Source organism: Pontibacterium sinense, from assembly GCF_015209595.1.
Taxonomy (GTDB): Bacteria; Pseudomonadota; Gammaproteobacteria; order Pseudomonadales; family Balneatricaceae; genus Pontibacterium; species Pontibacterium sinense.
Genome location: NZ_JADEYS010000009.1, coordinates 127,892 through 153,401, shown reverse-complemented (window position 1 = coordinate 153,401; position 25,510 = coordinate 127,892). Strand labels below are relative to the sequence as shown.

Genomic DNA, 25,510 nt, shown 5'->3' with positions numbered 1-25,510 from the left:
TTGTGATTGATATGTGTGTGATATATCTGTTTGAACGAGAGCAAAAGCTATGAGTATTGATACTAGCGAATTTCTTGATGTTTTGATGGAAGACAGCCTGGAAGCGCTCTCTGATATGGAGACGTCGTTGCTCGACCTCGATAACGGCGGTGACGATTCTGAACTGATTAATACCATCTTCCGCGGTGCGCATTCCATTAAGGGTGGCAGCGGGATGTTGGGTCTGGATGAGGTTGCGGGTTTTACTCATCTTATGGAGACCTTGCTGGACGAAGTCCGCGAAGGTCAGCGCAAGATCGATATGCCAGTCATCGGCTTGCTACTGGAATGTGTGGATGCGCTTCGCGGTATGTTCGCTGCCATCAAAGAGGGCGTTGATAATGACGCTGTTTTGATTGCCTCTTTGGTTGAGCGATTGACGGCGACATTGGAAAATCGTGAGCCCGTAATGGCTGCGCCAGCACCAGTAACTGTATCAGAGCCCGAGATACCGAAACCTGATCTGCAACCTGAAGTGCAAATAGAAACGATGCTAGATGAGCCCTTGGGCTTCGCAGAGGCCCCTTCAGAAGATCCGTTATTAGATCTGTTGGATCTGGAATCAGCAGCGTCTGAGTCCGATGACGATAGCACCATGAATGCCTTATTAGCACCTCCTGGCGATTTTGTGACACCGGGCTGGGCGGTGCAGTTTGTTCCTGATCATGATCTGTTTCTGAATGGCTTTGACCCTCTTGATTTTATTCGTCAGCTGGCAAAGCTCGGTGGTGTAGATGCAAAATCGGATGTCAATGTGCTGCCGGGGTTGGCGCGCATTAATCCAGAGCAGTGCTACATGGCGTGGGATATCAATGTAGTGACTGATGTGGGTTCAGATGCTGTCCGTGAGGTGTTCTCACCTGTGGCGAGTCAGTGCGAGCTCATCATCGAGCCTCTGCAGGAAGCCCATGCGAATCAATTGAGAGCGATCATTGCGGAGCAGGAAGCGGCGCGTAAAGAGCAAACTGGGCAGGACGCTGTCAGTTATCTGCGAGAAACCGTACTGGGTGAATCTTCTTGCGACGCAGTAGAACCTGTGATGACAGCGGAAGACTTTGGGGTAACAGAAGAGCCTGTTATACCGCCTGCGGATAACGAGACCGACCTCTTATCAGCAATGGTGCCGCCGCCAGCAGAGGATGCAGTGAGTGATATCAATGACACGGTAGCAGTTGATGCCGGTGAGCTGGTATCTGATGCAGTCGATTCAGTTCCAGGCAGCGAGTCGCTTTCAGCTGGTCAAACCGCGCCTGCAATTGAAATAGAGGCACCCGAAGTTGAAGCCACGGCAGACAGTAATGCAGCCCCGGTATCGGAAGTACCAGCCGTCACCGAAGTGCCCGATGCTCAGCCGCAGGTAAAGCCAGCGGCGAAACCTAAATCGAAAGCGGGTGCCCGGGCTGCAGATCGGAAGGCGAACGACAACGGTGGCTCCATTCGTGTTAGCACGCAAAAGATTGATGCGTTAATCAATATGGCCGGTGAGTTGGTCATTACGCAGGCGATGCTCGCACAATTGGGTGAGAAGTTGGAAGATTCCGGATTGCAGGAGATTGAACATCTGCGGGATGGTTTGGCTCAGCTTGAACGTAACTCGCGTGAATTGCAGGATGCGGTGATGAGTATCCGCATGTTACCGATCAGTTTTGCGTTTAGTCGCTTCCCTCGAATGATCCGTGACCTCGCCACAAAGTTTGATAAAAAAGTCCGTCTGGTGACAACAGGTGAGCAGACTGAGCTGGATAAAACGGTCATGGAAAAGATCGGTGATCCGCTTGTACATTTGGTGCGCAACTCGTTTGACCATGGCATTGAGATGCCTCAGGACCGTTTAAAAGCGGGTAAAGACGAAACCGGGACCATCGAGCTGAATGCATATCATCAGGGTGGCAACATCGTCATTGAGGTGATTGATGATGGTAAAGGTTTGGATCGCGAAGTTATTATCGCCAAGGCCCGAGAAAAAGAACTGATCGGCCCTGATGAGCAGGTGCCAGAAGATAAGGCACTTGAATTGATCTTTGAGCCGGGTTTCTCGACAGCCGCTCAGGTGAGTGACTTATCCGGACGCGGTGTGGGCATGGATGTTGTGCGCCGAAATATCCGAGATCTAGGTGGCCACATAGAGCTGGAATCCGAGCAGGGCAAAGGTACCCGCTTCACAATTCGTCTGCCATTGACGTTGGCTATTCTTGATGGCCAGTTGGTGACTGTGGGGAATGAAACCTTCATTGTGCCGCTGATCTCTATTGTTGAATCTTTGCAGATACAGCCTGAACATATGAAAACAGTGGCAGGTCAGACGGAGCTTTACCATCTGCGCGACGAATACATTCCAGTCGTGAAGTTGAACGAGTTATTTAGTATTAAGCGCCATAATCACTCGGGAGCAGAGCATGATTTGCTGGTAGTGGTTGAGGGCGATGGTAAGAAGATAGGCCTGCAGGTCGATGACCTGTTGGGGCAGCAGCAAGCATTTATTAAAAGTCTGGAAACTAATTTTAAGCCGGTAACAGGGATTTCCGGCGCCACCATATTGGGGGATGGCACAGTGTCATTGATTCTTGATGCGGGTGCGATTGTTCGTCTTTCCAGTAATAGCGGCACCTAAGGGGCAGGATAATGGCTTTGATTAAAGCAGGAGAGCGTAAATGAGCAGCTCTATGCAGAACGCAGAAGAAAATAATTTCGGTATGGGTGTTTCTGTGGGTGAGGATCAATACCTCACCTTCATCATCGCGCAGGAAGAGTACGGTGTCGATATTCTGCGAGTACAGGAGATCAAGGGGTGGAGTAAAACCACGCCTATTCCTAATACTCCCGACTATATCAAAGGTGTGATGAACCTGCGCGGGGCGATCGTCCCGATTATCGATCTTCGGGAGCGTTTTGGTTTGCCTCCGCTGGAATATGGCCCGATGACCGTCGTGATCGTGCTGAGTGTATTCAGTGAGGAACGAGAGCGCTTAATGGGTGTTGTAGTTGATGCGGTATCCGATGTTTACAACGTTAAACCTGATGATTTAAAGCCCGCTCCTGACTTGGGTGGCAAGCTGCGTTCAGAATTTGTAAAAGGCTTAGCGACAGTTGATGAGAAGTTAATGATCGTGATCGATATCGACAACTTACTCAATTCCGATGAGCTGTCACTGATTAAAGAAGCCAACGCTTAATTCAGCGGAAGACAAGAATAGAAGGGCCTGAAGGGTTACATCCTCAGGGATGGATGGGCCAGGAATAATAACACCGCAGTTCAAACGATAGCGTGCTGCGTAGATGAGGTACTCAGAAGATGGCCGGAATCATCGATGATCTAAATGTGTTGTCAGACATTCTCGAGCATTCTCCAATCAACATTATGATTGCGGATGTTGATGAAAATATTATTTTCATTAATCAGCAGGCAAAAACGGTTTTAACGAATGTAGAATCCGAGATTGCTAAATATATCCCCGGCTTTAGAGCTTCAGAGGTTGTCGGCGGCAGTATTCATCGCTATCACAAAGATCCTGAGCCTATTAAGCAGATGTTGCGTGCGCTGGGGCCGGGTCAGGTTCGTAAAGGTTATATCACACCGGGGCCGTACCTGTTTCAGCATGAAACGCGTCCGTTATACAACGCTGAAGGTGTAAGGCTCGGTTATGTTGTGCAGTGGAATGACGTCACAACACAGCGTACTGCACAGGAAGAGGCTGATCGCATGAAGTCCGGTGTAAACGGGGCGAGTAATGCGCTGATGCTTTGTGATGAGAATCGCAAAATTACCTTCGTCAATCCTGCTGCGCATCGATTGCTTGCACGTCGTGAAGCGACGTTGCGTCAGTTTCTGCCGCAATTTGATGTCAATAATCTGGTCGGTGCATGCATCGACATGTTTCACCGAAACCCTAAGCATCAGGAAGCGTTGCTCTCTGATGCTTCACGCTTGCCTTATACCGGTAAAATTACACTGCCGGGCGTTGTGTTGGAAGTGACAGCGACCATGGTCACCAATGGTGATGGTGAGTATCGCGGTAATATGGTTGAGTGGCGTGATTTAACCGAAGAGGTTGAAACGGAAAATAACATCCAGAAACTGATTGCTAATGCAGTTAACGGCGATCTAAATGATCGATTGGAAACCGAGCATCTGGATGGCTTCAATAAGGTTTTATGTGAGTCCATCAATCGCCTGCTGGATGAAATTATCCGTCCTATCCATGATGCCTCTGAAGTTGTTAAAGGGCTGTCGGAAGGTGATCTGACCAAGCAAGTCACTGCGGATTATCAGGGTGAGTTTGGTGCGCTGAAGCAGGCGGTTAATTCCTCTATTGGTAACCTGCTGGGCATGGTCAATGAGATTCGCGAATCTTCAATGAATATCGGTACGGCGGCCACTCAGATCTCCGCAGGTAACACCGATCTAAGCCAGCGTACGGAGCAGCAGGCTGCAAGCCTTGAAGAGACTGCGTCTAGCATGGAGGAGATGACCAGTACCGTTAAGCAGAATGCCGATAATGTTAAAGATGCTAGTCGTTTGGCAAGCGGTGCGCGCGAGCAGGCTGAAAAAGGTGGTGCTATCGTCGCGTCTGCGGTTACTGCAATGGGGGAGATTAACTCTCGCAGTAAGAAGATCGCGGATATTATTGGTGTGATTGATGAGATTGCGTTCCAGACCAATATTCTTGCGCTGAACGCCGCAGTTGAAGCAGCGCGTGCGGGTGAGCAAGGGCGTGGTTTTGCGGTTGTGGCTGCAGAGGTGCGTAATCTGGCACAGCGTAGTGCGAGTGCAGCGAAAGAGATTAAATCTCTGATCAATGACAGCGTTGAGAAAGTCGAAGAAGGCACGCGCTTAGTAAGCGATTCGGGTTCCAGCCTTGAGCAGATCGTTTCGGCGGTGAAGCGGGTTAGTGAAATTGTTGCAGAAATTGCGGCTGCCAGTGAAGAGCAATCTATCGGCATCGAACAGGTGAACAAAGCGATCATGCAACTTGAGCAGGTGACTCAGCAGAACGCAGCATTGGTGGAAGAGGCTGCTGCTAGTAGTGAATCGATGCGGGATCAGTCACAAAACCTGAACAACCTGATCAGCTTCTTTGATACCGGTTCTGATAGTCGTCAGCCAGCCTCTCGCCGCTCATCTGCGGGGCATTCAACGCCTCCATCGGGCCGTCGATCTGCCTCACGCCCTGCTCCTCAGCCTCGTCAGCCGGTTGAAGCTGAAGATGAGTTTTGGGAAGAGTTTTAATTTACGGATGATCGAAGATGTATCCTTATGAGACAGATAAAAAGGGAATTTGAGTTACGCGATCAGGAGTTCCAGTATATTCGTGATCTTGTAATGACCCAGACGGGAATTGTGGTCAGTGAGAATAAGCAGGAGCTGATCTATAGTCGTTTGTCTAAACGGGTTCGGGCGCTGAATCTAGGAGGTTTTGATGATTACATCGACCTTTTGGAGGACGGCCGCAATAAAGATGAAATGGTGGCGTTTGTAAACGCCATCACCACCAACCTTACAGCCTTCTTTCGCGAAGGCCATCACTTTGATTACTTGCGGGATCATGCGTTACCTAAAATTATGGAGCGTAATCGTCAATCCCGGAAAATTCGCATTTGGTCTGCAGGCTGCTCTACAGGTGAAGAGGCGTACTCCATCGCTATGGTGTTGGCTGAAAAGCTGGGCTTTGATACATGGGATTGGCGTATTCTGGCAACTGATATCGATACCGATGTGCTGTCTTCCGCCAACAGCCGCATTTATTCCGCAGATCGAGTAACTGGGATTGATGCACAGCGTCTTCAGCGTTGGTTTAGAAAGGGCGGCGGGAGAAATCAGGGGCTGGTTCAGATTGCGAAGGAGTTAAACGATCGAATCTCGTTTAAGCAGCTTAATCTGGTCAAGCCTTGGCCTATCAAAAACGAGTTTGACATTATTTTCTGTCGTAACGTGGTGATTTACTTCGATGTGCCCACGCAGAAGCGTATTTTCGACGGCTATGCGCGACATTTGGCGGGTCATGGTAATTTATTTATCGGGCATTCCGAATCCCTGCATAAAGTGACTAACCGTTTCGAAAGCTTGGGGCACACGGTGTATAAGAAGCGGGATTCTTAATGGATATATTAGCTAACCCCGCGCATCCAAAGCCTGAAGCAGCATTGCAGGGATTTAGTCATGTCCGGCGCTTTTGGGATGCTCCACGAGGGCGTTTTGTTGCCAAAATACTACCGGGACAATATTACGTCACGAAAAATAGTGAAGCGATAGCGACTATTCTTGGTTCTTGTATTTCGGTGTGTATTAGTGACCCAAACATCGGTATCGGTGGGATGAATCACTTTTTGTTGCCCGGTGGCAATGCCGCGTCTGTTCATGATGAGATTATTGGGCAAGCGCCCTGCGCACGCTATGGTATCCACGCTATGGATATGCTGATACAAGATCTTATCTATCATGGCGCGGACCGTCGTAATTTAGAAGTTAAGGTCACAGGCGGAGGCAAATTGATGTCTGCGAGCAGTGATATAGGCGATCACAATATCGCCTTCGTTCGTGAGTATTTGGCAATAAATAAGTTGTCAATTCATGCTGAAGATGTGGGTGACAGCTTTCCGAGAAAAGTGCTCTATTTTCCTGACACCGGACGGTTGCTGATTAAAAAATTGCGTGATACATCTCTCGATCATATATGCCGTCGAGAGGATAAGTTTTTGCATAAAATTGAATGCCCAGAATGAGTCTGGCAATTGGGCAAAGTATACGGTAATGACGTTGTATCTAAGTAAGAAGAGTGCAATTCAGGTGACGTGTTATCTTCACTTAAGATGTTCTGTACCCCATATAAGGACATACAGCCATGATTAAAGTACTCGTAGTCGATGATTCCTTACTGGTAAGAAAAGCGTTAGCACGTGCACTTTCGGCTGATCCCGACGTTGAAGTGGTTGGTACCGCTGTTGATCCTTATGATGCGCGCGAAAAAATTAAACTGCTTAATCCTGATGTGCTGACGCTGGATGTATCCATGCCGCGAATGGATGGCATTACGTTTTTAAAGAATTTGATGCGGTTGCGACCAATGCCGGTGGTGATGGTATCGAGTTATACGGCTGATGGCGCGCAGGAAACGCTTGATGCGCTGGAATTGGGGGCGTTTGACTATGTGACAAAGCCGTCAGGTAGTCATGTCGATATCGATCAGTATAAAACTGAAGTTCTGCAGAAAGTTAAAGCTGCAGCGAGGGCAAATATGTCTTCGCTGTCGCGTACCCGTGCGAAAGTTGAAGTGGCGGGGGGCGCGGCTGTAGATGGTTTGAGTATGCGGGATCCGCTGGAGCGGGCAAAAGTAAAAAGCAAAATGATTGCTATTGGTGCTTCAACGGGTGGGACTGAAGCTTTAAAAGATGTGATGAGAATGATGCCGGCGGAGTGTCCGCCGATTGTTATCTCTCAGCACATCCCTGAATCCTTTAGTGCGCCTTTCGCTAAGCGCCTTAATGAGTCATCCGCTGTCACGGTTAAGCAGGCTGAGGATGGTGATCTGATTTTACCGGGGCATGCTTATCTGGCACCAGGGGATGATCATTTGCTGGTTGTGCGTGAAGGTTCGAATATGCGTTGTCGTTTGAGCAAAAGCCCGCCAGTAAATAGACACCGCCCAAGTGTCGATGTGATGTTCGACTCCGTTGTGCAAACGGTTGGAAAAAACACAGTCGGTGTATTGTTGACCGGTATGGGAAATGATGGCGCCAAAGGGTTATTGAATCTACGGAATGTTGGGGCGATGACTATCGCTCAGGATGAAAAGAGCAGTGTTGTTTGGGGGATGCCAGGTGAAGCCGTTAAGCTTGGCGCCGCGCAGAAAGTTGAGCCATTAACACGTATTCCAGACCGCATAATGGAGGCGGTTCGTAAAAGCTGCGGTGTGTAGCGCTAATATTGGGAAGAGGTTGTCAGATGTCGTTTGAATCTGTTTTACCAGGTAGTGAGGTTCATACCAGGTCTTCTACTGCATCGTTGCAGAGGGATAAGGATTTGATCCAGTGTATGAACGCCGTGCTAAGTGGAAATTACACGGTGGCCCCGGTGGGGGATGATCAGGTTTCACAAACGTTAGCGCAACTGATTGACCATTTGCGTGGACGTGCATTAGGTGATTTGGATGATGTCGTTGACCTTTCCATTAAGTCCAATGAGACGGGCATCTATTCAGCCAACGTGCAGATGCACTTACGGGAAATTGATCAGCGCACGCAGCAGATTGCGTCGGCCGCCGAAGAGATGAGTGCTTCAGTTAAAGAGATTAAGCGTAACTCTGACAGTATTGTGAATGAGGTCGGTGGGGCTTATCGCGTGGCTCAGTCCGGTGAAGTGGCGGTAGAAAAAACCGTTGTCAGCATGGATACAATTGCAGAGCGTGTTGATAGCACTTTGTCCAAGCTCCGTGCTTTTACCGGTTTTACTAAAAAAATCTCCGCTATTGCTGAGGATATTAAAAGCATCGCTTTTCAGACCAACCTGTTATCTCTGAATGCCTCGGTGGAGGCGGCGCGTGCAGGAGAGGCGGGGGCGGGATTTAATGTTGTTGCGAACGAAGTGCGCCTGTTATCTTCTCGCACGTCGGATGCAACGCGCCAGATAGAGCAGTTGTTGCATGAGTTGCAGGAAGAGATGAGCGGAGTGGCTCAGCAGATTGATGCCAGTACGTTGGCAATCAATGAGGGGCAAAATTCCGCGCGTGAGGCGGGCCATCTTATGGCCGATATTCGGAGCAATATTGATCAGGTCAATCAGATTTCTACGCAAATTGCATCGACCCTGACCCAGCAGGATGTGGCCGCACAGGATGTGGCTGCAGGTATTGCTGATATAGCGTCTCACACATCGGAGAATGTTTCAGAGATAGATCATGTGTTAGATACGATGGATGAGGTTGATGGATTAATCAGCAGCCGCATCAATGTGATGGCCGGGATTGAAGTGCCGGGCAAGGTTGTGAAGCTGGCGAAATCAGATCACGTGATCTGGAAGCGCCGTCTGACCAATATGGTTGCAGGACGAGAAGGGCTAAATGCGTCAGAGTTATCGAATCATCATACGTGCCGTTTGGGGCGTTGGTATAGCAGTGTGAATATACCGGCCTATCAGCATCATCCGAGCTTCGTGAAGCTGGCAATTCCGCATAAGCAGGTGCATGAGCGTGGAATTCAGGCGGTAGAGCTATATAACCGTGGGCGGGTCAAAGAGGCAATGCAGCGTATTGAGCGTGTTGAAGCAGCGTCTGTTGAGGTTCTTGAGTTGTTAACCGATCTGGAAGAGGTTGATCGCTAATTCAGGTTAATCCTAAGTAATAAAAAACCCGCTCATTGAGCGGGTTTTTTTGTATCAGGCTGAACCTACCGAAGTAGGTTCAGAATCACACGAAGTGATTAAGTATTCGAGGCGATAATATCTCGCAATACCATCGGCAAGATGCCTTTGTGACGGATTTGATCCAGCTCTGACGAGGTATCAACACGTGAAGCCAGCTCAATCTGCTGTGATGAGCCATCCGCTCTGTTAATGGTCAGCTCTACAGAACCCCTAGGCTCAAGCGTATCAATGCCATTCAGGTCGAACGTTTCTGTGCCATCCAGATTCAGAGATGCACGTGTTACGCTTTCCGGTAACTGCAGAGGCAGAACACCCATCCCCACCAGATTGGATTTGTGAATACGCTCAAAGCTTTCAGCAATAATCGCTCTGACACCCAGCAATGCAGGCCCTTTAGCAGCCCAGTCACGTGATGATCCGGTGCCATACAGTTTGCCGCCAAACACAACGGTGGAGGTGCCTTCTTCACGGTAACGCGCAGCAGCGTCGTAAATAGACATTTCCGTTGGCGCACCTTCAGCTGGGTGAAAACTGGTTACAGCGCCAGTAGTTCCAGGCAGCATCAGGTTTCTGGCTTTAACGTTGCCGAAGATACTACGCAGCATCACGTGGTGGTTGCCTCGGCGTGCTCCAAGCGATGTCATGTCGCCGTCTGCCACACCTTGTGAACTCAGGTATTCGCCAGGAGGAGAGTCCGGGCGGATACGGCTTACTGGGGAAATGTGGTCAGTTGTTGTGTTGTCATCACACATCACCAGCATGCGCGCACCTGAGATATTGTTCAGTGCGTCTTCAGGTGTTTCCAGAGAGAAACCGTCGAAGAAAGAGATTTCCTGGATGTAGGTGGAATCTGCATCCCAGTCATAAACAGGGCCGGTAGGCGATTCAAGGTTCTGCCAGGTTTTCGGGCCGTCGAGAGAGTTCTCATAGGTTTCGCGGAAGGCCGTCGGATTCATGCACTCATTCATGGTCTGAGTAATTTCAGCGTTGCTTGGCCAGATATCTTTGAGGAATACATCGTTTCCGTTTGCATCCTGACCAAGTGGCTGAGTGGTCACGTCAATGTTTACGTTGCCTGCCATCGCCATCGCAACAACCAGCGGTGGTGACATCAGGAAGTTGGCGTCCACATCAGGATGTACGCGACCTTCAAAGTTTCGGTTACCGGACAATACAGACGCAGCGATGATATCGTGGTTCTGCAATGCTTCTTCTATACTCGGTGCCAGAGGGCCAGAGTTACCCACACAGGTTGTACAGCCGTAGCCCGCGGTATTAAAGCCCAGTGCATCCAGATGTTGCTGCAGTCCCGCTTTGGTTAAGAAGTCGGTCGCAACCGGTGACCCTGGGGCCAGAGACGTTTTTACGCCATCCGGTACTTTCATGCCCAGTTCGTTTGCTTTCTTGGCCAGCAAGCCAGCCGCGATCAGCAAGCCAGGGTTGGATGTGTTGGTGCAGGCGGTGATCGCCGCGATTACGATATCGCCGTCTTTTAGTTCCCTTTCAGGCAGAGGCGCGAAAATACCCGCTTCGTCTGCTTTCATTGGGGTAACGGTTGCAACTTCCGGATTACGGTCGCCTTCAGTCGCCGCTTTTCTGAATACATTACCGATCTCAGCCAGCGGTAGTCGGTCCTGAGGTCGTTTCGGACCCGCCACAGACGGTTCAACCGTGGACAGATCCAGCTGCAGAAGATCGGTATAGCGAGGAAGCGCCTGACCCGGCGTCCAGGCCATATTCTGTGCTTTGTAATAAGCCAGTGGCAGATCGCCATCCCTTCCGGTTGCTCTCATATAGTCGGCAGAGACTTCATCAAATGGGAAGAAGCCCATGGTTGCGCCATATTCAGGCGACATATTTGCGATGGTTGCACGGTCAGGCAGGGATAGGTTGGCACAGCCTTCACCGACGTATTCAACGAACTTACCAACAACACCACCCGGATAGTTACGCAACATTTCCGTGATTGTCAGTACCAGGTCAGTCGCGGTGACGCCTTCTCGTAGTGCCCCTGTAAGCTCAACGCCCACAACTTCTGGTGCCAGCATTTGCATCGGTTGGCCAAGCATAGACGCACCGGCTTCGATACCGCCAACACCCCAGCCCACAATACCCAGCGCGTTCGCCATTGGCGTATGGCTATCCATACCGATCAGGGTATCCGGAATCATCAGGCCATTCATGTTGAGATAGCCTTGTGCCAGATATTCCAGGTTAACTTGGTGAACGATACCGGTTTGCGGTGGGATAATCCGGATGGTGTCGAATGCCTGCGCGCCCCATTTCAGGAATGCATAACGCTCTTTGTTTCTTTCCGCTTCCAGCTCGCCATTGATTCTGAGAGAAGCAGGGCTACCGGTATTGTCCATGGTAACCGTGTGATCGATAACCAGATCTGCGCGTACCAGAGGCTCAATGATTGCAGGGTCCAGGTCCATACGTTGAACCGCTGAACGCATGGCAGCAAAATCCACAATGGCGGGCGTGCCACTCAGGTCGTGCATAATGACACGGCCTGCTGTGAAAGGAATTTCGATCGGCTGTTTGCCCTGATGCTCTGTCCAGCCACCAAGCGCCTGAACCTGCTCTGCGCTTACGCCGTTCTGGCCAACATTTCGGGCAATACCTTCAAGGATAGGGCGAAGTGAAAAAGGTAATGCATCAAGGTCGATACCAAACCGTTCTGCGGTATCTGGAAGACTGTGGTAGTTGTGCTTCGTTCCGGGGAGAGTTTTAACAGAACTGGATGGATCGAAATCGATAGGACTTGTCATTTTTTATACCTCACGCAGATAGGACGTTTCTGAACCTACAACCTTTATTGCACGAGCAACCGCTTATTGTTGAAGCGGCTTGTCAGTCGTATATTCAGCCGTCAAGCGAACCGCTATTTCCTGCACCATAAGTTTTTACTTTGTTGAGATTGTCGACAATGTTAGCCAATAGGAGCTGTAAATCAAGTGATATTGGAATGATTTCGTCTGAATTACATACAATCTGCGACTATTTGCTAGTGCGTATAGAAGTTTTTGGCAACTTTAAACGTGATAGGGCTCGTTTATGCAATGCAGAATTCATGGCATGTTGTGGTTATAGATGGGTTTGCCGATGATAGAGGGGAGGTTGAACTCAGGCACGATAAACAACTAGCCATGAAAATGATTGCTATTTACAGAAAAAACGGTCCTTCATATAGAAATAGAAACTACAGTACAACCAATGTATACCTTCAGGAAGACTTTGATTTTAGTGGTATTTTTTCTATTTATAGCGACTATAAGTTTCATTTAAGTAGTTTTGATTGAGCTGCTTGTACCTTTTTCCTTATAATCCGTCCGCAAATCATAACTAGATCTAAGTGAGACGTTGGACGCTATGAGCTACTATTCTGAGTACCTAGAAGAAATTGAGGTTCGTAAAAAGGACCTAGGTCTGAACCCAAAACCAATCGATAGTGCCGAACTGCTATCCGAGATCATTGCCCAGATTAAAGACACGGGTAATGCAGAGCGCGAAGCTTCTCTAAACTTCTTCATCTACAACACTCTACCTGGTACTACTCCAGCGGCTGGCGTTAAAGCGGTTTTCCTAAAAGACATCGTTCTGGGTAAAGAAACGGTTGCAGAAATCTCTCCTGAGTTCGCACTAGAGCAGCTGTCTCACATGAAAGGTGGTCCTTCTGTTGAAGCTCTGTTGGATATCGCACTGTCTGACGACGCTCAGGCTGCAGCGGCTGGCGAAGTTCTGAAGTCTCAGGTATTCCTGTACGACGCAGACACCGCTCGTCTGGCTGACGCTTTCAAAGCGGGCAACGCCATCGCTAAAGAGATCCTGGAAAGCTACTCAAAAGCTGAGTTCTTCACCAAGCTGGATGATATCCCAGAGACGATCAAAGTTATTACCTACATCGCTGCAGAAGGTGATATCTCCACTGACCTGCTGTCTCCGGGTAACCAATCTCACTCCCGTGCTGACCGTGAACTGCACGGCCTGTGCATGATCTCTCCAGAAGCTCAGCAGGAAATCGCTGAGATGGGCAAAGCTAACCCTGATGCTAAAGTGATGCTGATCGCTGAAAAAGGCACTATGGGTGTAGGTTCTTCCCGTATGTCTGGTGTTAACAACGTTGCACTGTGGGCTGGTGAGAAAACTTCTCCATATATCCCATTCATCAACAACCGTCCGGTCGTTGCGGGTACTAACGGTATCGCGCCTATCTTCCTGACGACTGTTGGTGTAACCGGCGGTATCGGTCTTGACCTGAAAAACTGGGTTAAGAAAACTGACGCTAACGGCGAAGTTGTTCGTGATGCTAACGGCGACGCAGTTCTGGAAGAAGCTTACTCCGTTGCTACGGGTACGGTTCTGACTATCGATACCAAAGCGAAGAAACTGTACAACGGTGACGAAGAGCTGGCTGACATCTCAGATGCTTTCACCCCACAAAAAGTGGAATTCATGAAAGCTGGCGGTTCTTACGCGGTAACCTTCGGTAAGAAACTGCAAACGTTCGCTGCTGAAACTCTGGGTGTTGAAGCGCCAGCGGTATACGCTCAGTCTAAAGAGATTTCTCACGAAGGTCAGGGCCTGACTGCGGTTGAGAAAATCTTCAACCGTAACGCAGTAGGTGTTACTTCTAAGACTCCTCTGCACACCGGTTCTGACGTTCGCGTTAAAGTGAACATCGTAGGTTCTCAGGACACTACCGGTCCTATGACCTGTCAGGAACTGGAAGCAATGGCTGCTTCTACTATCTCTACAAGCGTTGACGGTGCTTTCCAGTCTGGTTGTCACACTGCGTCTGTATGGGACAACAAAGCTAAGGCTAACACGCCTAAGCTGATGGCGTTCATGAACGCGTTCGGCGTAATCACTGCGCGTGATCCGAAACACGTTTACCACTCCATGACTGACGTTATTCACAAAGTACTGAATGACATCACAGTTGACGACCGCGCAATCATCATCGGTGGTGACTCTCACACCCGTATGTCTAAAGGTGTTGCGTTCGGGGCTGACTCCGGCACCGTTGCGATCGCACTGGCGACTGGTGAATCGGCAATGCCAATCCCAGAGTCTGTGAAGGTAACCTTCAAAGGCAGCATGAAGCCTCACATGGACTTCCGTGACATCGTACACGCGACTCAGCAGCAGATGCTGAAGAAGTTCGCTGGCGAAAACGTATTCCAGGGTCGTGTAATCGAAGTGCAGATCGGTACTCTGCTGGCTGACCAGGCCTTCACCTTCACCGACTGGACTGCAGAAATGAAAGCGAAAGCTTCTATCTGTATTTCTACTGATGAGACGCTGATCCAGTCTCTGGAACTGGCTAAGTCTCGTATCCAGATCATGATCAACAAAGGTATGGAAAACGAAGCGGGCATGCTGCAGGGTCTGATCGACCTGGCTGACAAGCGTATCGCTGAAGTTAAATCCGGCGAAGCACCTGCTCTGGCTCCGGACGACAACGCACAGTACTACGCTGAGCTGGTTGTTGACCTGGACGCAATCGATGAGCCAATGATTGCTGACCCAGACGTAAACAACGAAGACGTCTCCAAGCGTTACACCCACGATGTGATCCGTCCGGCTTCTTACTACGATGGCCGTCAGGTAGACCTGGGCTTCATCGGTTCTTGTATGGTTCACAAAGGTGATATGCAGATCATCGCTGCGATGCTGCGTAATCTGGAGAAGAAAGGTCCTATCACCTTTAACGCGCCACTGGTTGTTGCGCCACCAACTTACAACATTGTTGACGAGTTGAAAGCGGAAGGCGACTGGGAGCTGCTGGAGAAATACGCTGGCTTCGAATTCTCTGACGAGAATCCAAAAGAAGAAGCACGTACCAAGTACGAAAACATTCTGTACCTGGAACGTCCTGGCTGTAACCTGTGTATGGGTAACCAGGAAAAAGCGGAAGCGGGTGACACCGTACTGGCGACTTCTACCCGTCTGTTCCAGGGCCGTGTTGTAGAAGATACTGCAGAGAAGAAAGGTGAGTCCCTGCTGGGCTCTACTCCAATGGTTGTACTGTCTTGTATCCTGGGTCGCTTCCCGACTCTGGAAGAGTACAAAGAAGCCGTTGAGGGTATCAACCTGACTACTTTCACTCCACCAAGCGAAGATCTGAGCGTAGCTCCTCACGCGATCCCAGCTACACGTATCTAATCACTGATAACGTGACTAGCAAAAAGCCCTGATTACTCAGGGCTTTTTTTGTTTGTGGGTTAGTTTTCTCATTCTGAACAAGGGTATTTAAAGTATTGTAAGCTGGGTTTTTCTCTGAACCTACAGGCCATAAAATCTTCGCCGATCGTCTCTCTGTTCCTGATACGGCTTGTGCACCAGTCTCTACTATTACCTGTACAGCAATATGCGGGTAGGCAGTTTTAAATTTGGTCTCTGATAGATTTCTATCAAATACCATAGAAGCAAATGTAAAAGCCGCTTGACTGACCTCTCTTCAGATAACGTTGTATGTCAGTAGTATGCCCCGCGCGTCCTGATCGATCAGCTCGGCTTTCTTGATTGGCATTGTGCTGCATTGAACTCTTAAACTCGCGAAAACCAAACAGAGTTGGTTGCAGGCTTACGCGAAGAGCCTGTAGATGCAACATTGTTTAAGTGTGCTGCAGGGGGGGCTTTCGCTTTAACTTCTTTTATTTGGTTCTGCGGCCGGTCTACAGAATCATGCTTCTTAGGAATGATTCCATCACGTGCCATCTTCGGCATTGCATTGGCATGCAGTGGGGTATCTGGATGGTTAAATGTTTCTTCGTAAGCGCGCGGGTTCTTCCGTAGCTCGCCAGAGCGGTTGTTTGATCAGCATCCAGTGGTTTTGCTGGCAGGTCTTCAGCAGCGGCTTCTTCTACATGTTTACGATAAGCTTCAAGTGCGGTTACGCTCTCATCTGTTGTCGCCACGTGGCGAACATTTGGCCGTTTTCTGTGTGTGCCGACAGGTCGCGATTATTGATTGGCGTCTCGAGTACTACCTAAAACAGGCTGCAAGGTTAAGTATTGTCGATAATCTGGGGATCATTCTTTTTGCGTGTGCGGCATGGCCGTTCAGTATGTTTAGGTGGGTTAGCGGGTTGATATTTAAGCAGAAGGAACGTTGCAGTTACCAATGTGACGGGATGATGAAAAGGTCCCCGGCAGAAATTATAAATTATCGTAATGCACTTGGTGGCATAACGTTAGTACAACGTGCTTTAATACGCCAACACCTGTTTGATATCTGTCAAGAGAACGCCTTCTAGCCAGATTTAGGTTAGATGAACGATAGTTTAAGATGCCTTTAACAGGTATCTTGTTATTGCTTTATTTTCTGTATGGAGACTGAGTCTGTGACCTCGCAGATCTGGGCCGCACTTTCCGATTGGGAACTGGATGCGGAACTCAATAGTGATAAAACCCAACGGATTCAGGCGGCATTTGAAGCCCTGAGTCAGGATGATCTCATCTACCGTGGGGTACAGAGTGAGCGTAACCTCTATCATTACACGCGATTTGTGGCGGGTAACCCGCATTCGCTCAAAAACCATGTGCGCCGCATCTACATGGCAACGGCACTTGGGAAACGTGATGAGTTGGCCGGCGCGTTAATGGACTTGCTGTGGATTCTGGACAAGAAAGGTCCGACGCTACGAAGGCGTATTTTTGAGCAGGTGTCAGCCATGCTCGCACCACGTGCCAGAAAAGTTATCAGTCACGCTATTGAAGCTGATGATCGTAGAATGTTATTGGAACTGCCGGTCGACAGAGCGGTAGTGGTTAATGGACAGTTCTTACCCGTTATATAAGGATGGCGGGAGAGGCTACGGACGGAATGTTCCATGAGCATATTAGGAACGGATAGTATCGAGAGAACGCAAGTGAAAAAGCTGGCTTTGTCCGGTTTTGATGGTTCTGCTATGGCTTCTCTTGAGCTATTTCTCAGCAAGGAAAATGGTCTGCGGGTGGTTGGAGCAGATCAAGCTGATCTACTTATTGTGAATGGCGATCAGGGTATTGATCCTGATGAGCTGAAAGCAACGTATACCGAAAAATATTCTAAACCAGGCATACTAATCAGTGTGCGAGACCTTTCCTGGCCTGGTTTTATCCTTCTTAAAAAACCTTATAGCTCAGATGAGTTACTTGATGCCATTCGTACGCAGTCTGTATCGGGTAGCGGTAGTGCTGATGCGCATCTGCGGGCGGAAACTCGTGTCGCTGCGATCATGGGGATTGAAGAACCTGCAGGTACTTCCCGTAACGAGGCGTATGACAGTTATATGTCGCGTGTGGGTGCTGGACAGGAAGTCATTGACTCTCTGAATAGTGAGAAGTCTCTCAAGGCTCAGAAGAAGATGCTCCTGCAAGAGAAGCTGCGGCGGGGTAAGGAGGCGGCAAAACGTGCCGCTGAACACGCTTCTCGTCGTCATCAGGAACTGTCCGCATCTGTTGTGGAAGAAAAGCCTGAAGTGAAGCATGTGCAGTCTGAACGCTTGGTTTCGTCTGATGCAGAAGATGAAGTCAGGGAGCTGTTGCGGCAGGCAGAAGAGGCGCAAAAAGCGGCCAAAGTTAAGGCGCTAAAAGAAGCTCAGGAAGCGAAATCCCGAGTTGATGATGCACGCAAAGAGCTAGAGAAACTGGAAGAGCATAAGCGTGAAGCGGCCCGTCTTGAGGCTGAAAGAAAAGAAATAGAGCGTAAGGAAGCAGAACGTAAGGAAGCTGCGCGAATTGTCGCTGAAGAAAAAGCTGCCGCTAAGCGTGCTGCGGAAAAAAAGGCGCTTGCAGAGAGGCGGTTGGCAGAAAAAAAAGCGCAGGAGCGTAAAGTAGCAGAACAGCATGCTGCAGAAAAAAAAGCGGCTGCACATCGGGAAGCGCTAAAAAAGGCAAAATTTGAGGCTGAAGCTAAGGCGGCGGCTGAGAAGTTGTCAGCAGAAAAGCTGGCAGCTGAAAAAAAGGCTGCCGAAAAGCGGGCGAGAGTTAAGGCCAAGGCTGCAGAGGAAGCGCGTAAAGCTAAAGAACTTGTGGCGAAAAAGCATAAGTCGTTGGTTGAGAAGGGCGCGCTTAAGCTGATTCCTGATGCGCCTGATGTTGTATCTCGGAAAAAAACCTCCGCTCAGCCCGCTATTAAGTCTGTTAAAAAATCGACTGCAATAATTAATGACGATGAGATGGTGTATCGTTGTTGCGGTAACCTTGCAGATGTTGATGTAACGCGCCCGGATGAGCGTCGTCGTATCTATTTTAATACCGATGGAGCGCTATTATATTGGCTTCCATTAGCGGTTAAAAAAGCGAAGTTAAGTAATACCCCGGTTGAGATTGCAGGTTTGCCACGTTGTTTCGTTTATTTGCCGGAGGAAGATCGTTTCTTTGGTGATTTTGGTGAAGATCTGTTGTTGCAGTATGCATTGAGTCGCTTTGGCTTTGGTGAGCTGGATCTAAAAGAACGTCTTGATCTGGCAGTATCAAAGCCAGAATCTACAGGGGATAAAAAGACCCTTGAAGATCGTGATGCAATGATCTGGAAAATTGCTTTATGGACGGCTCGTGGTCGTCTGAATCAGCGTATGGATCCAGAGAAAGTGTATAAGTTGAAAGAGCGTCCGGATTTCTCTCGGATGATCGAAATTCCACATGCCCCTGAGATTACGGAGCTGTGGTTTGATCACCGTTTGTCGGCGCTTGATATAGTTCGAATTTTAAATGTACCTCAACGCTATGTGTTTGCTTATATGTCGGCTGCCGATGCGTTGGGATGGTTACAGGAATAGCGTTAGTTTTCGCGGAGTAATTGGTTAGTGTTGGACGAAAATTTCCGTAACGAATATTTGCAGATTACGCCTGCTGGTGCCTATTACGCCACAGTGAGTTCTGAGCCTGATGATGCCAGGGCGCTGTTGTTGCAGTTGCTGAGTGCTGAGATCGCTTTGCCTTACAGCGAAGAGCTGATTGAGGAATTGACTGATCTGGATCAGGAGCAGGCGTCAGATCTGTTTAACAAGCTGCGTGAAAAAGGATTTGTTGAGCTCAACGAAAACCCTGTAGTGGTTGTCGATGAAGTCGTCGAAAAAATGCTCCCGGAATTACTGCCGTTGTTGTCAAACACCGGTCGGGTAGCGTTGGCGGATGACCAGGGATTCTGTCTTGGGGCAAGTGGTTTTGATGATACACACGCTGAAGCGTTGTCAGCCCTTGCTGCGGATGTAATTTCCCTTCATGAACGTCATCTTCCTCTGCTGAATCGGGAGCTGTCCTTTAGTGGTGAGTCCTGGGGTATGCTTGACCCAATTGGACAAAGTCAGGTTGGATTCTGGGTTGTGCATATGGGGAGTCAGAAGTTTATGCTCATCGTTGATGAGATGCCTAAGCTGAATCAGCAGGCCTTCGTGAATCTTCTCAGTGTACTGGCTCGCCGCTATCTGGATTATTGATAACGATCAAAAAGTTATAACCCATAAAAAGATACTATAAGCCCTAGTAAAATAAAGGAGAACGTTTATGCGCTCGGAGATGCTGACCTCCATTTTGAGTGACCTGAACGGGACATCTGCAGAGATTGAAGCATCTGCAGTTATCTCAACCGATGGTTTGATGATTGCTGCTCTGCTGCCTTCAGGCATGGATGAGGATCGCGTAGGTGCAATGAGCGCTGCGATGCTTTCCCTCGGTGAGCGTACAGCGAATGAGCTGGCTCGTGGAGAGCTGGAGCAGGTGCTGGTTAAAGGTGATCAGGGTTACATTCTGATGACTCACGCAAATAATGATTCTGTGTTGACTGTTGTTGCTAAACCGAATGCGCGTCTGGGTCTGATCTTCCTGGATGTAAAACGTGCAGCGGAAGCGATTGGTAAAATCCTGTAACAGATCTCACGGAAAGAATCAGTAACAAGGCTTGTGTAATGTCAGATCAAGACACCGGTGAAAGCCGGGAAGTAACAATCAGTTATCATGACGGCACTTCGCGCGCTGCGACTGTGGTGGACCGTGAGGTGCCTTATCCTGATGGAAAGCTGATTGTTTCACGAACCGATCCAAACGGAATTATTACTCATGCGAACCAGGCATTTATTGATATGTCTGGTTATACCAGAGATGAGTTGATCGGTGTAAATCACTATATCCTGCGTCATCCTGATATGCCTTCTGTGGCATTTGCGGGGCTTTGGGAAACCATTGAGGCAGGTAAAAAGTGGCACGGGTACGTTAAGAACCTACGAAAAGATGGTTCTTACTACTGGGTGAAGGCGACGGTTATTCCAAATATTCGTAACGGTAAGTTGGTGGGTTATACCTCGGTGCGCCGTAAGCCTTCCCGAAGCAAAATTAAGGCGAGCGAAGAGCTCTACGCAACCCTGATGTAAAGGAGTACTGAAATGGCGTATAACCTGACTGTTAGTCCGGACTTTGCTCCGGATCATATCTCGGGTTGGTACTTTTTCAACACATGGTTGCAGCGTCAACTGGATGTTGGGGTCCATCTTGAGTTGTATGATTGCTTCGAAAAGCAGCGCAGCGACATTCGTGATAATAAGATTGATATGATTTATGCCAATCCTTACGATGCGTCTATGCTGGTGAGGGAGTTAGGTTTTAAAGCGATAGCACGGCCGCAGGAACGACCTGATGAGACCGTCATTGCGGTAAGTGCTGAATCAACGATTAGTTCTGTTGAGGAGTTGCAGGCAGGAATTACTGTGGCAACGACTGATGACCCTGATGTTCATACCATGGGTATGATCATGCTGGAGCCGGCAGATCTTGACGGAAGTAATGTCACTACCAAGGAAGTTGATACTTACGTTATCGTGGCTAAAAACCTGTTGAATGGTAACGCTGACGTCGGTTTCTTTTTGAAAGATGCTTACGATGAGTTGTCTGACTTAATTAAAGGTCAGATGAAAGTCTTGGTGAGTAGTCAGATCAGTGTTGTGCATCACTCTTTGTTAGTGGGCCCCACTATGCAGGAGTTTATCCCTCGTCTTGAGGAGCGTTTGTTCTCCATGCATGAAGATGAGAAGGGTAAAGGTGTTCTTCAGAGTATGAATCTGGAGGAGTGGGAGCCGATGACCGAAGAAGAAACAGAGTTTATGATTGATCTGATAGATACACTTGTAATCGAGTAGGTCTGCTCTTCTTGTATTTAAAAAGCCTCGTTTATACGGGGCTTTTTTGTTTCTCTAGCCGGCGTTAAGTTGATGTCGGTCGTTTGGTTGTCTTGGGGTTGGTGGGTATAATTATCGACTAAGAAGCGGTCGGTGTTGGTTGGGCCGTTGTAGAGGCGAGTTTAGTCAGAGGTTTCTGAGTGGAAGTACTGGAAGAGATTAAAGGCTTTCTGGGGTGTGAAACACCGGATCGTTGGATTGATGAGGCAGTGAGTCAGCAGGATATTTTGCTGATTGATCATGCGCATTGTGAAAAGAAAGCCGCGTCAACGGCGATGACGTTAATGTTTCGCTATGTAGATCGACCTGACTTGCTCAATAAAATGTCTCGATTGGCGCGTGAAGAGTTGATCCACTTTGAGCAGGTGCTGGAACTTATGGATGCGCGTGATATTGAGTACGGGCACCTGTCATCCGCGCGTTATGCGGGAGGATTACGTCAGCATGTGCGGACTTCAGAGCCTGGGCGTCTGATTGATATTCTAATTATCGGTGCGTATATCGAAGCGCGTTCCTGTGAGCGTTTTGCTAAGTTGGCGCCGTTTTTGGACAGTGAGCTGGCAAAATTCTACCGTTCGCTGCTGAAGTCTGAGGGGCGTCACTATCAGGACTATCTGGGTCTGGCTCGCCAGTACGCCGGTGAGCCAATCGATGAGCGTATCGAATTTTTCCGTGTGAAGGAAAATGAGCTTATTCTGGCGTCAGATGATGAATTCCGCTTTCATAGTGGGGAGCCGTCCTGGTAGTTGCTTGAATGGCTTGTCGCCTATGGTGTCATGGATGGTGTGCGCACTGATCGGTGTGGTCAGTGCGTGCTGTTAACCGGTTCGTGTAGAAGCTCGCAGCCTGCTTCGTTGCAGCTTAGATACCACAACTCTTTATCCCAGTCTCCCAAAACGATGCGTGTGCCTGTCTGGTTGTTTAGCTGTTGCTGGTGAATGGCGGGGCGATGCGTATGGCCGTGAATCAGCAGTTGGCATTCGGCTTTTTTGAGTGCTGATTGTACGCTATCCGCGTTAACATCCATGATGCTCTGCGACTTCTCCGCATTTTGTTCCTTGCTTGCTTCGCGCAGCTGGCGAGCGATCTCCAGTCTTTCTGGCAATGTTTTGCTCAAAAAGTCCTTCTGCCAGTCACCGTTGCGAACCAATATTCGAAACTGCTGATACTCTTTGTCGTCAAGACACAGCTGGTCCCCGTGCATTATCAGTGCAGATTGGCCATCGGGAAGACGTATGATGCTTTCTTCAGGCAATAGTTCGGCACCGATCCGAGAGGTAAATTTCTTGCCCACCAAAAAGTCTCGATTGCCGTGCTGGAAGAAGATTTCTATGCCTTGCTTGGACAGTGTGTCGAGTGCATCGATGATGGGGGTTAGGTCGGGGTGAATGAAGTCATCACCTATCCAGGCATCAAAGATGTCCCCAAGTAGAAACAGCTGATCGCAGTCGGAGCAGGTATGATGCAGGAAATTCAGCAGCGCCCGGGTAAGATCCGGACGCGTTTCGCTGAGGTGTATATCAGAGATAAACAGGGTGCGCATGAGAGGCGTCTGATTACTCGCTAACGGTGGCAGTAGTAATAATAACGTCTTCTGCTGGTACGTCTTGGTGGCCTGCGCGCATGGTGGTGGAGACAGACTTGATCTTGTCTACGATATCTTCACCCTCGACGACCTGTGCAAAGACAGTATATCCCCAGCCTTCCATTGTTTTAGCGGAGTGATCCAGAAAGCTGTTGTCTGCAACGTTAATGAAGAACTGTGCTGACGCGCTGTGTGGGTCCATGGTGCGTGCCATGGCTACAGTGTATTTCTTGTTGGTCAGGCCGTTGTCTGCTTCGTTCTCGATTGGCGCACGGGTATCTTTCTGTACCATGCCCGGTTCGAAGCCTCCGCCCTGAATCATGAAATTGTTGATCACGCGGTGAAAGATAACACCGTCGTAAAAGCCGTCGCGAACGTATTGTTCGAAGTTCTCAGCGGTTTTTGGCGCTTTCTCGTAATCCAGTTCCAGAGTGATGTCACCCAGATTGGTCTGCAAGATGATCATTATAATTTTCCCGATTCTGACTCGTTTTTTGCCCCTATTATACGCAAGTAGCAGTTGAACGCATCTAACTTACAGATGCGTGCGTTAATTTATCCGTTCAATCAAACAATTAGGCGTGGCTTAGCGATGCTTTCAGGCGGTGATCTGTTTATAATGGCTCGCATCAAAAATGCCTGTTTTTATCAGGCTCCAGAAGCAGCGAATAGTAGCGACAAGACGTTAGATATGAGTAATAACGAAACCAGCAAGGCTTCCAATTTTATCCATCAGATGATTGAAAATGATCTGGCAGCAGGTGCTCACGACAAAGTCGTAACCCGTTTTCCGCCGGAACCTAACGGTTATCTGCACATCGGTCATGCAAAATCGATTTGCCTGAACTTCGGCACCGCTGAGAAGTTTGGCGGCGTATGTAATCTGCGTTTTGATGATACGAACCCAGAGAAAGAGAGCCAGGAATACATCGACGCAATTATGTCTGATGTGAGCTGGCTTGGTTTTAAATGGGGCGGCGATGTTCGTTACACCTCTGATTATTTCCAGCAGCTCTTCGACTGGGCTGTGCATCTGATCAAAGAGGGTAAGGCGTATGTGTGTGACTTAAGCCCGGAAGATGCACGTGATTATCGTGGCAACTTCACTACACCTGGGCGAAACAGTCCGTTCAGGGATCGCAGCGTTGAGGAAAACCTTGAGCTGTTTGAGAAGATGAAAAATGGTGAGTTCGCAGAGGGTGCTTGCTCATTGCGTGCCAAGATTGATATGGCTTCGCCGAGCATGATTCTGCGTGATCCGATGCTGTATCGTATCCTGCACATGGCTCATCACCAGACCGGTGACAAATGGTGCATCTACCCGATCTACGATTTTGCACATGGTCAGTCTGACGCCATTGAAGGCATTACGCATTCTCTGTGTACGCTGGAGTTTGAAGAGCATCGTCCGCTGTATGATTGGTTTATCGAAAACCTGCCGGTGCCTGCGCAGCCAAAACAGACTGAATTTGCCCGTCTGAACATCAACTACACCGTGACCAGTAAGCGTAAGCTGAAACAACTGGTTGATGAGCATATCGTAGAATCCTGGAATGATCCTCGTATGCCAACCATTTCAGGTTTGCGTCGTCGTGGTTATACCCCTGGGTCTATTCGTAACTTCTGCGACAGCATTGGTGTAACGCGTTCGAACAGTACTGTTGATATGGGGATGTTAGAGGCGTCTATCCGCGAAGATTTGGATAGCAGCGCACCGCGTGCGATGTGTGTTACGCAGCCGTTGAAAGTCACCATCACCAACTATGATGATGCGGCTGAAGAGTGGTTTGAACTGCCGGCTCATCCGAAAGATGAAACCATGGGTGTCCGTACCGTTCCTTTTACGCGTAACCTCTTGATCGAACAGGATGACTTTGCCGAAGTACCTCCGCGCAAGTGGAAGCGTCTGACGCAGGGTGTGGCTGTGCGTTTGCGTGGTAGCTATGTGATCACCTGTGATGAAGTGATTAAGGACGAGGCGGGGAACGTTGTTGAGCTGAAATGTAGCTACGACCCGGCCACTAAAGGTGAGAACCCGGTCGGTTACAAAGCGAAAGGCGTCGTGCACTGGGTATCTGCAGACAACTCTTTGCCGTGTGAAGTGCGTATGTATGATCGTTTGTTCACCGAAGAGAATCCTGATGGTGACAAAGAACGTGATTTTAAAGACTTCATCAACCCAGAGTCGCTTGTGGTGCTGAGCAATGCACGCGTAGAGCTGGGTTTGAAAGATGTGCCAGCAGAAAGCCGATTCCAGTTCGAGCGTACCGGTTACTTCTGTGTTGACTCTGACTCTAGCAGTGACAAGCTCGTGTTTAACCGCACAGTGGGTCTGCGTGACTCTTGGGCAAAAGCACAGAAGTAATAA

General features: G+C 49.0%; 20 protein-coding genes. 16 read left to right on the top strand and 4 right to left on the bottom strand.

Annotation, left to right across the window (positions count from 1 at the left end; all coding sequences use genetic code 11):
- Positions 1-49 precede the first annotated feature (49 nt).
- The 7 genes from IOQ59_RS10815 to IOQ59_RS10785 all read left to right on the top strand — a co-directional run bounded on the left by IOQ59_RS10815 (position 50) and on the right by IOQ59_RS10785 (position 9,352).
- Positions 50-2,650 (top strand): chemotaxis protein CheA, encoded by a 2,601-nt coding sequence (locus IOQ59_RS10815; RefSeq protein WP_193953298.1) that lies wholly within the window; start codon positions 50-52, stop codon positions 2,648-2,650.
- Positions 2,651-2,690: 40 nt separating this feature from the next.
- The gene (locus IOQ59_RS10810) at positions 2,691-3,212 is read left to right on the top strand and encodes a chemotaxis protein CheW (RefSeq protein WP_228050836.1); all 522 of its coding nucleotides are present in this window, start codon (positions 2,691-2,693) and stop codon (positions 3,210-3,212) included.
- Between the two features lie 119 nt (positions 3,213-3,331).
- Positions 3,332-5,266, top strand: a complete 1,935-nt coding sequence (locus IOQ59_RS10805) for a methyl-accepting chemotaxis protein (RefSeq protein ID WP_193953297.1) — start codon at positions 3,332-3,334, stop codon at positions 5,264-5,266.
- A gap of 27 nt (positions 5,267-5,293) precedes the next feature.
- A complete protein-coding gene (locus IOQ59_RS10800; RefSeq protein ID WP_193953296.1) occupies positions 5,294-6,136 on the top strand; it encodes a CheR family methyltransferase in 843 nt (280 codons plus the stop codon).
- Positions 6,136-6,759: a chemoreceptor glutamine deamidase CheD gene (locus IOQ59_RS10795; RefSeq protein ID WP_193953295.1), complete on the top strand. Its 624-nt coding sequence runs from the start codon at positions 6,136-6,138 to the stop codon at positions 6,757-6,759. Before IOQ59_RS10800 ends, IOQ59_RS10795 begins: the two co-directional genes overlap by 1 nt.
- A 119-nt stretch (positions 6,760-6,878) precedes the next feature.
- Positions 6,879-7,952: a protein-glutamate methylesterase/protein-glutamine glutaminase gene (locus IOQ59_RS10790; protein ID WP_193953294.1), complete on the top strand. Its 1,074-nt coding sequence runs from the start codon at positions 6,879-6,881 to the stop codon at positions 7,950-7,952.
- Between the two features lie 116 nt (positions 7,953-8,068).
- Positions 8,069-9,352 carry a methyl-accepting chemotaxis protein gene (locus tag IOQ59_RS10785; protein WP_193953293.1) on the top strand — a complete coding sequence of 428 codons (1,284 nt, stop codon included), beginning with the start codon at positions 8,069-8,071 and terminating at the stop codon, positions 9,350-9,352.
- A gap of 98 nt (positions 9,353-9,450) precedes the next feature.
- Here IOQ59_RS10785 and acnA read toward each other — a convergent pair whose 3' ends face one another.
- Positions 9,451-12,168, bottom strand: a complete 2,718-nt coding sequence (gene acnA / locus IOQ59_RS10780) for an aconitate hydratase AcnA (protein WP_193953292.1) — start codon at positions 12,166-12,168, stop codon at positions 9,451-9,453.
- 601 nt (positions 12,169-12,769) lie between these two features.
- Here acnA and IOQ59_RS10775 point away from each other — a divergent pair.
- On the top strand, positions 12,770-15,565 hold the full coding sequence (locus IOQ59_RS10775) for a bifunctional aconitate hydratase 2/2-methylisocitrate dehydratase (protein ID WP_193953291.1): 2,796 nt from the start codon (positions 12,770-12,772) through the stop codon (positions 15,563-15,565).
- A 384-nt stretch (positions 15,566-15,949) separates the two neighbouring features.
- On the opposite strand, the gene IOQ59_RS21615 is transcribed toward IOQ59_RS10775, so the two are convergent.
- Complete coding sequence (locus IOQ59_RS21615) at positions 15,950-16,120, bottom strand: hypothetical protein (RefSeq protein ID WP_371871855.1); 171 nt, start codon at positions 16,118-16,120, stop codon at positions 15,950-15,952.
- 625 nt (positions 16,121-16,745) lie between these two features.
- On the opposite strand from IOQ59_RS21615, the gene IOQ59_RS10765 reads away from it, so the two are divergent.
- The 7 genes from IOQ59_RS10765 (at position 16,746) to IOQ59_RS10735 (ending at position 22,303) form a co-directional block, all read left to right on the top strand.
- A complete protein-coding gene (locus IOQ59_RS10765; RefSeq protein ID WP_193953289.1) occupies positions 16,746-17,201 on the top strand; it encodes a hypothetical protein in 456 nt (151 codons plus the stop codon).
- Positions 17,202-17,234: 33 nt separating this feature from the next.
- Positions 17,235-19,166 carry a hypothetical protein gene (locus IOQ59_RS10760; protein ID WP_193953288.1) on the top strand — a complete coding sequence of 644 codons (1,932 nt, stop codon included), beginning with the start codon at positions 17,235-17,237 and terminating at the stop codon, positions 19,164-19,166.
- A gap of 27 nt (positions 19,167-19,193) precedes the next feature.
- Complete coding sequence (locus IOQ59_RS10755) at positions 19,194-19,826, top strand: hypothetical protein (protein ID WP_193953287.1); 633 nt, start codon at positions 19,194-19,196, stop codon at positions 19,824-19,826.
- 67 nt (positions 19,827-19,893) lie between these two features.
- Positions 19,894-20,256 (top strand): roadblock/LC7 domain-containing protein, encoded by a 363-nt coding sequence (locus IOQ59_RS10750; protein ID WP_193953286.1) that lies wholly within the window; start codon positions 19,894-19,896, stop codon positions 20,254-20,256.
- 38 nt (positions 20,257-20,294) lie between these two features.
- Entirely contained in the window at positions 20,295-20,756 is a 462-nt protein-coding gene (locus tag IOQ59_RS10745; RefSeq protein WP_193953285.1) for a PAS domain-containing protein, read from the top strand.
- Between the two features lie 12 nt (positions 20,757-20,768).
- Positions 20,769-21,518, top strand: coding sequence for a phosphate/phosphite/phosphonate ABC transporter substrate-binding protein (locus IOQ59_RS10740; protein WP_193953284.1), 750 nt, complete (start codon positions 20,769-20,771; stop codon positions 21,516-21,518).
- Between the two features lie 179 nt (positions 21,519-21,697).
- Positions 21,698-22,303, top strand: a complete 606-nt coding sequence (locus tag IOQ59_RS10735; RefSeq protein WP_193953283.1) for a MiaE family protein — start codon at positions 21,698-21,700, stop codon at positions 22,301-22,303.
- 59 nt (positions 22,304-22,362) lie between these two features.
- Here the strand turns inward: IOQ59_RS10735 and IOQ59_RS10730 are convergent, their stop codons facing one another.
- Positions 22,363-23,100, bottom strand: a complete 738-nt coding sequence (locus IOQ59_RS10730; RefSeq protein WP_193953282.1) for a UDP-2,3-diacylglucosamine diphosphatase — start codon at positions 23,098-23,100, stop codon at positions 22,363-22,365.
- A gap of 13 nt (positions 23,101-23,113) precedes the next feature.
- Complete coding sequence (locus IOQ59_RS10725; RefSeq protein ID WP_193953281.1) at positions 23,114-23,608, bottom strand: peptidylprolyl isomerase; 495 nt, start codon at positions 23,606-23,608, stop codon at positions 23,114-23,116.
- A gap of 225 nt (positions 23,609-23,833) precedes the next feature.
- Here IOQ59_RS10725 and IOQ59_RS10720 point away from each other — a divergent pair, with 225 nt between their 5' ends.
- On the top strand, positions 23,834-25,507 hold the full coding sequence (locus tag IOQ59_RS10720; protein WP_193953325.1) for a glutamine--tRNA ligase/YqeY domain fusion protein: 1,674 nt from the start codon (positions 23,834-23,836) through the stop codon (positions 25,505-25,507).
- Positions 25,508-25,510: the final 3 nt, after the last annotated feature.

Bases quoted from the DNA above. Each gene is read 5' to 3' on its own strand.
- IOQ59_RS10815 (WP_193953298.1), top strand. From the start codon at position 50: ATGAGTATTGATACTAGCGAATTTCTTGATGTTTTGATGGAAGACAGC.
- IOQ59_RS10800 (WP_193953296.1), top strand. From the start codon at position 5,294: ATGAGACAGATAAAAAGGGAATTTGAGTTACGCGATCAGGAGTTCCAG.
- IOQ59_RS10750 (WP_193953286.1), top strand. From the start codon at position 19,894: ATGCGCTCGGAGATGCTGACCTCCATTTTGAGTGACCTGAACGGGACA.
- IOQ59_RS10725 (WP_193953281.1), bottom strand. From the start codon at position 23,608: ATGATCATCTTGCAGACCAATCTGGGTGACATCACTCTGGAACTGGAT.
- IOQ59_RS10805 (WP_193953297.1), top strand. From the start codon at position 3,332: ATGGCCGGAATCATCGATGATCTAAATGTGTTGTCAGACATTCTCGAG.
- IOQ59_RS10775 (WP_193953291.1), top strand. From the start codon at position 12,770: ATGAGCTACTATTCTGAGTACCTAGAAGAAATTGAGGTTCGTAAAAAG.
- IOQ59_RS21615 (WP_371871855.1), bottom strand. From the start codon at position 16,120: ATGGCACGTGATGGAATCATTCCTAAGAAGCATGATTCTGTAGACCGG.
- IOQ59_RS10745 (WP_193953285.1), top strand. From the start codon at position 20,295: ATGTCAGATCAAGACACCGGTGAAAGCCGGGAAGTAACAATCAGTTAT.
- IOQ59_RS10730 (WP_193953282.1), bottom strand. From the start codon at position 23,100: ATGCGCACCCTGTTTATCTCTGATATACACCTCAGCGAAACGCGTCCG.
- IOQ59_RS10785 (WP_193953293.1), top strand. From the start codon at position 8,069: ATGAACGCCGTGCTAAGTGGAAATTACACGGTGGCCCCGGTGGGGGAT.
- IOQ59_RS10720 (WP_193953325.1), top strand. From the start codon at position 23,834: ATGAGTAATAACGAAACCAGCAAGGCTTCCAATTTTATCCATCAGATG.
- IOQ59_RS10790 (WP_193953294.1), top strand. From the start codon at position 6,879: ATGATTAAAGTACTCGTAGTCGATGATTCCTTACTGGTAAGAAAAGCG.
- IOQ59_RS10795 (WP_193953295.1), top strand. From the start codon at position 6,136: ATGGATATATTAGCTAACCCCGCGCATCCAAAGCCTGAAGCAGCATTG.
- IOQ59_RS10760 (WP_193953288.1), top strand. From the start codon at position 17,235: ATGAGCATATTAGGAACGGATAGTATCGAGAGAACGCAAGTGAAAAAG.
- IOQ59_RS10810 (WP_228050836.1), top strand. From the start codon at position 2,691: ATGAGCAGCTCTATGCAGAACGCAGAAGAAAATAATTTCGGTATGGGT.
- IOQ59_RS10740 (WP_193953284.1), top strand. From the start codon at position 20,769: ATGGCGTATAACCTGACTGTTAGTCCGGACTTTGCTCCGGATCATATC.
- acnA (WP_193953292.1), bottom strand. From the start codon at position 12,168: ATGACAAGTCCTATCGATTTCGATCCATCCAGTTCTGTTAAAACTCTC.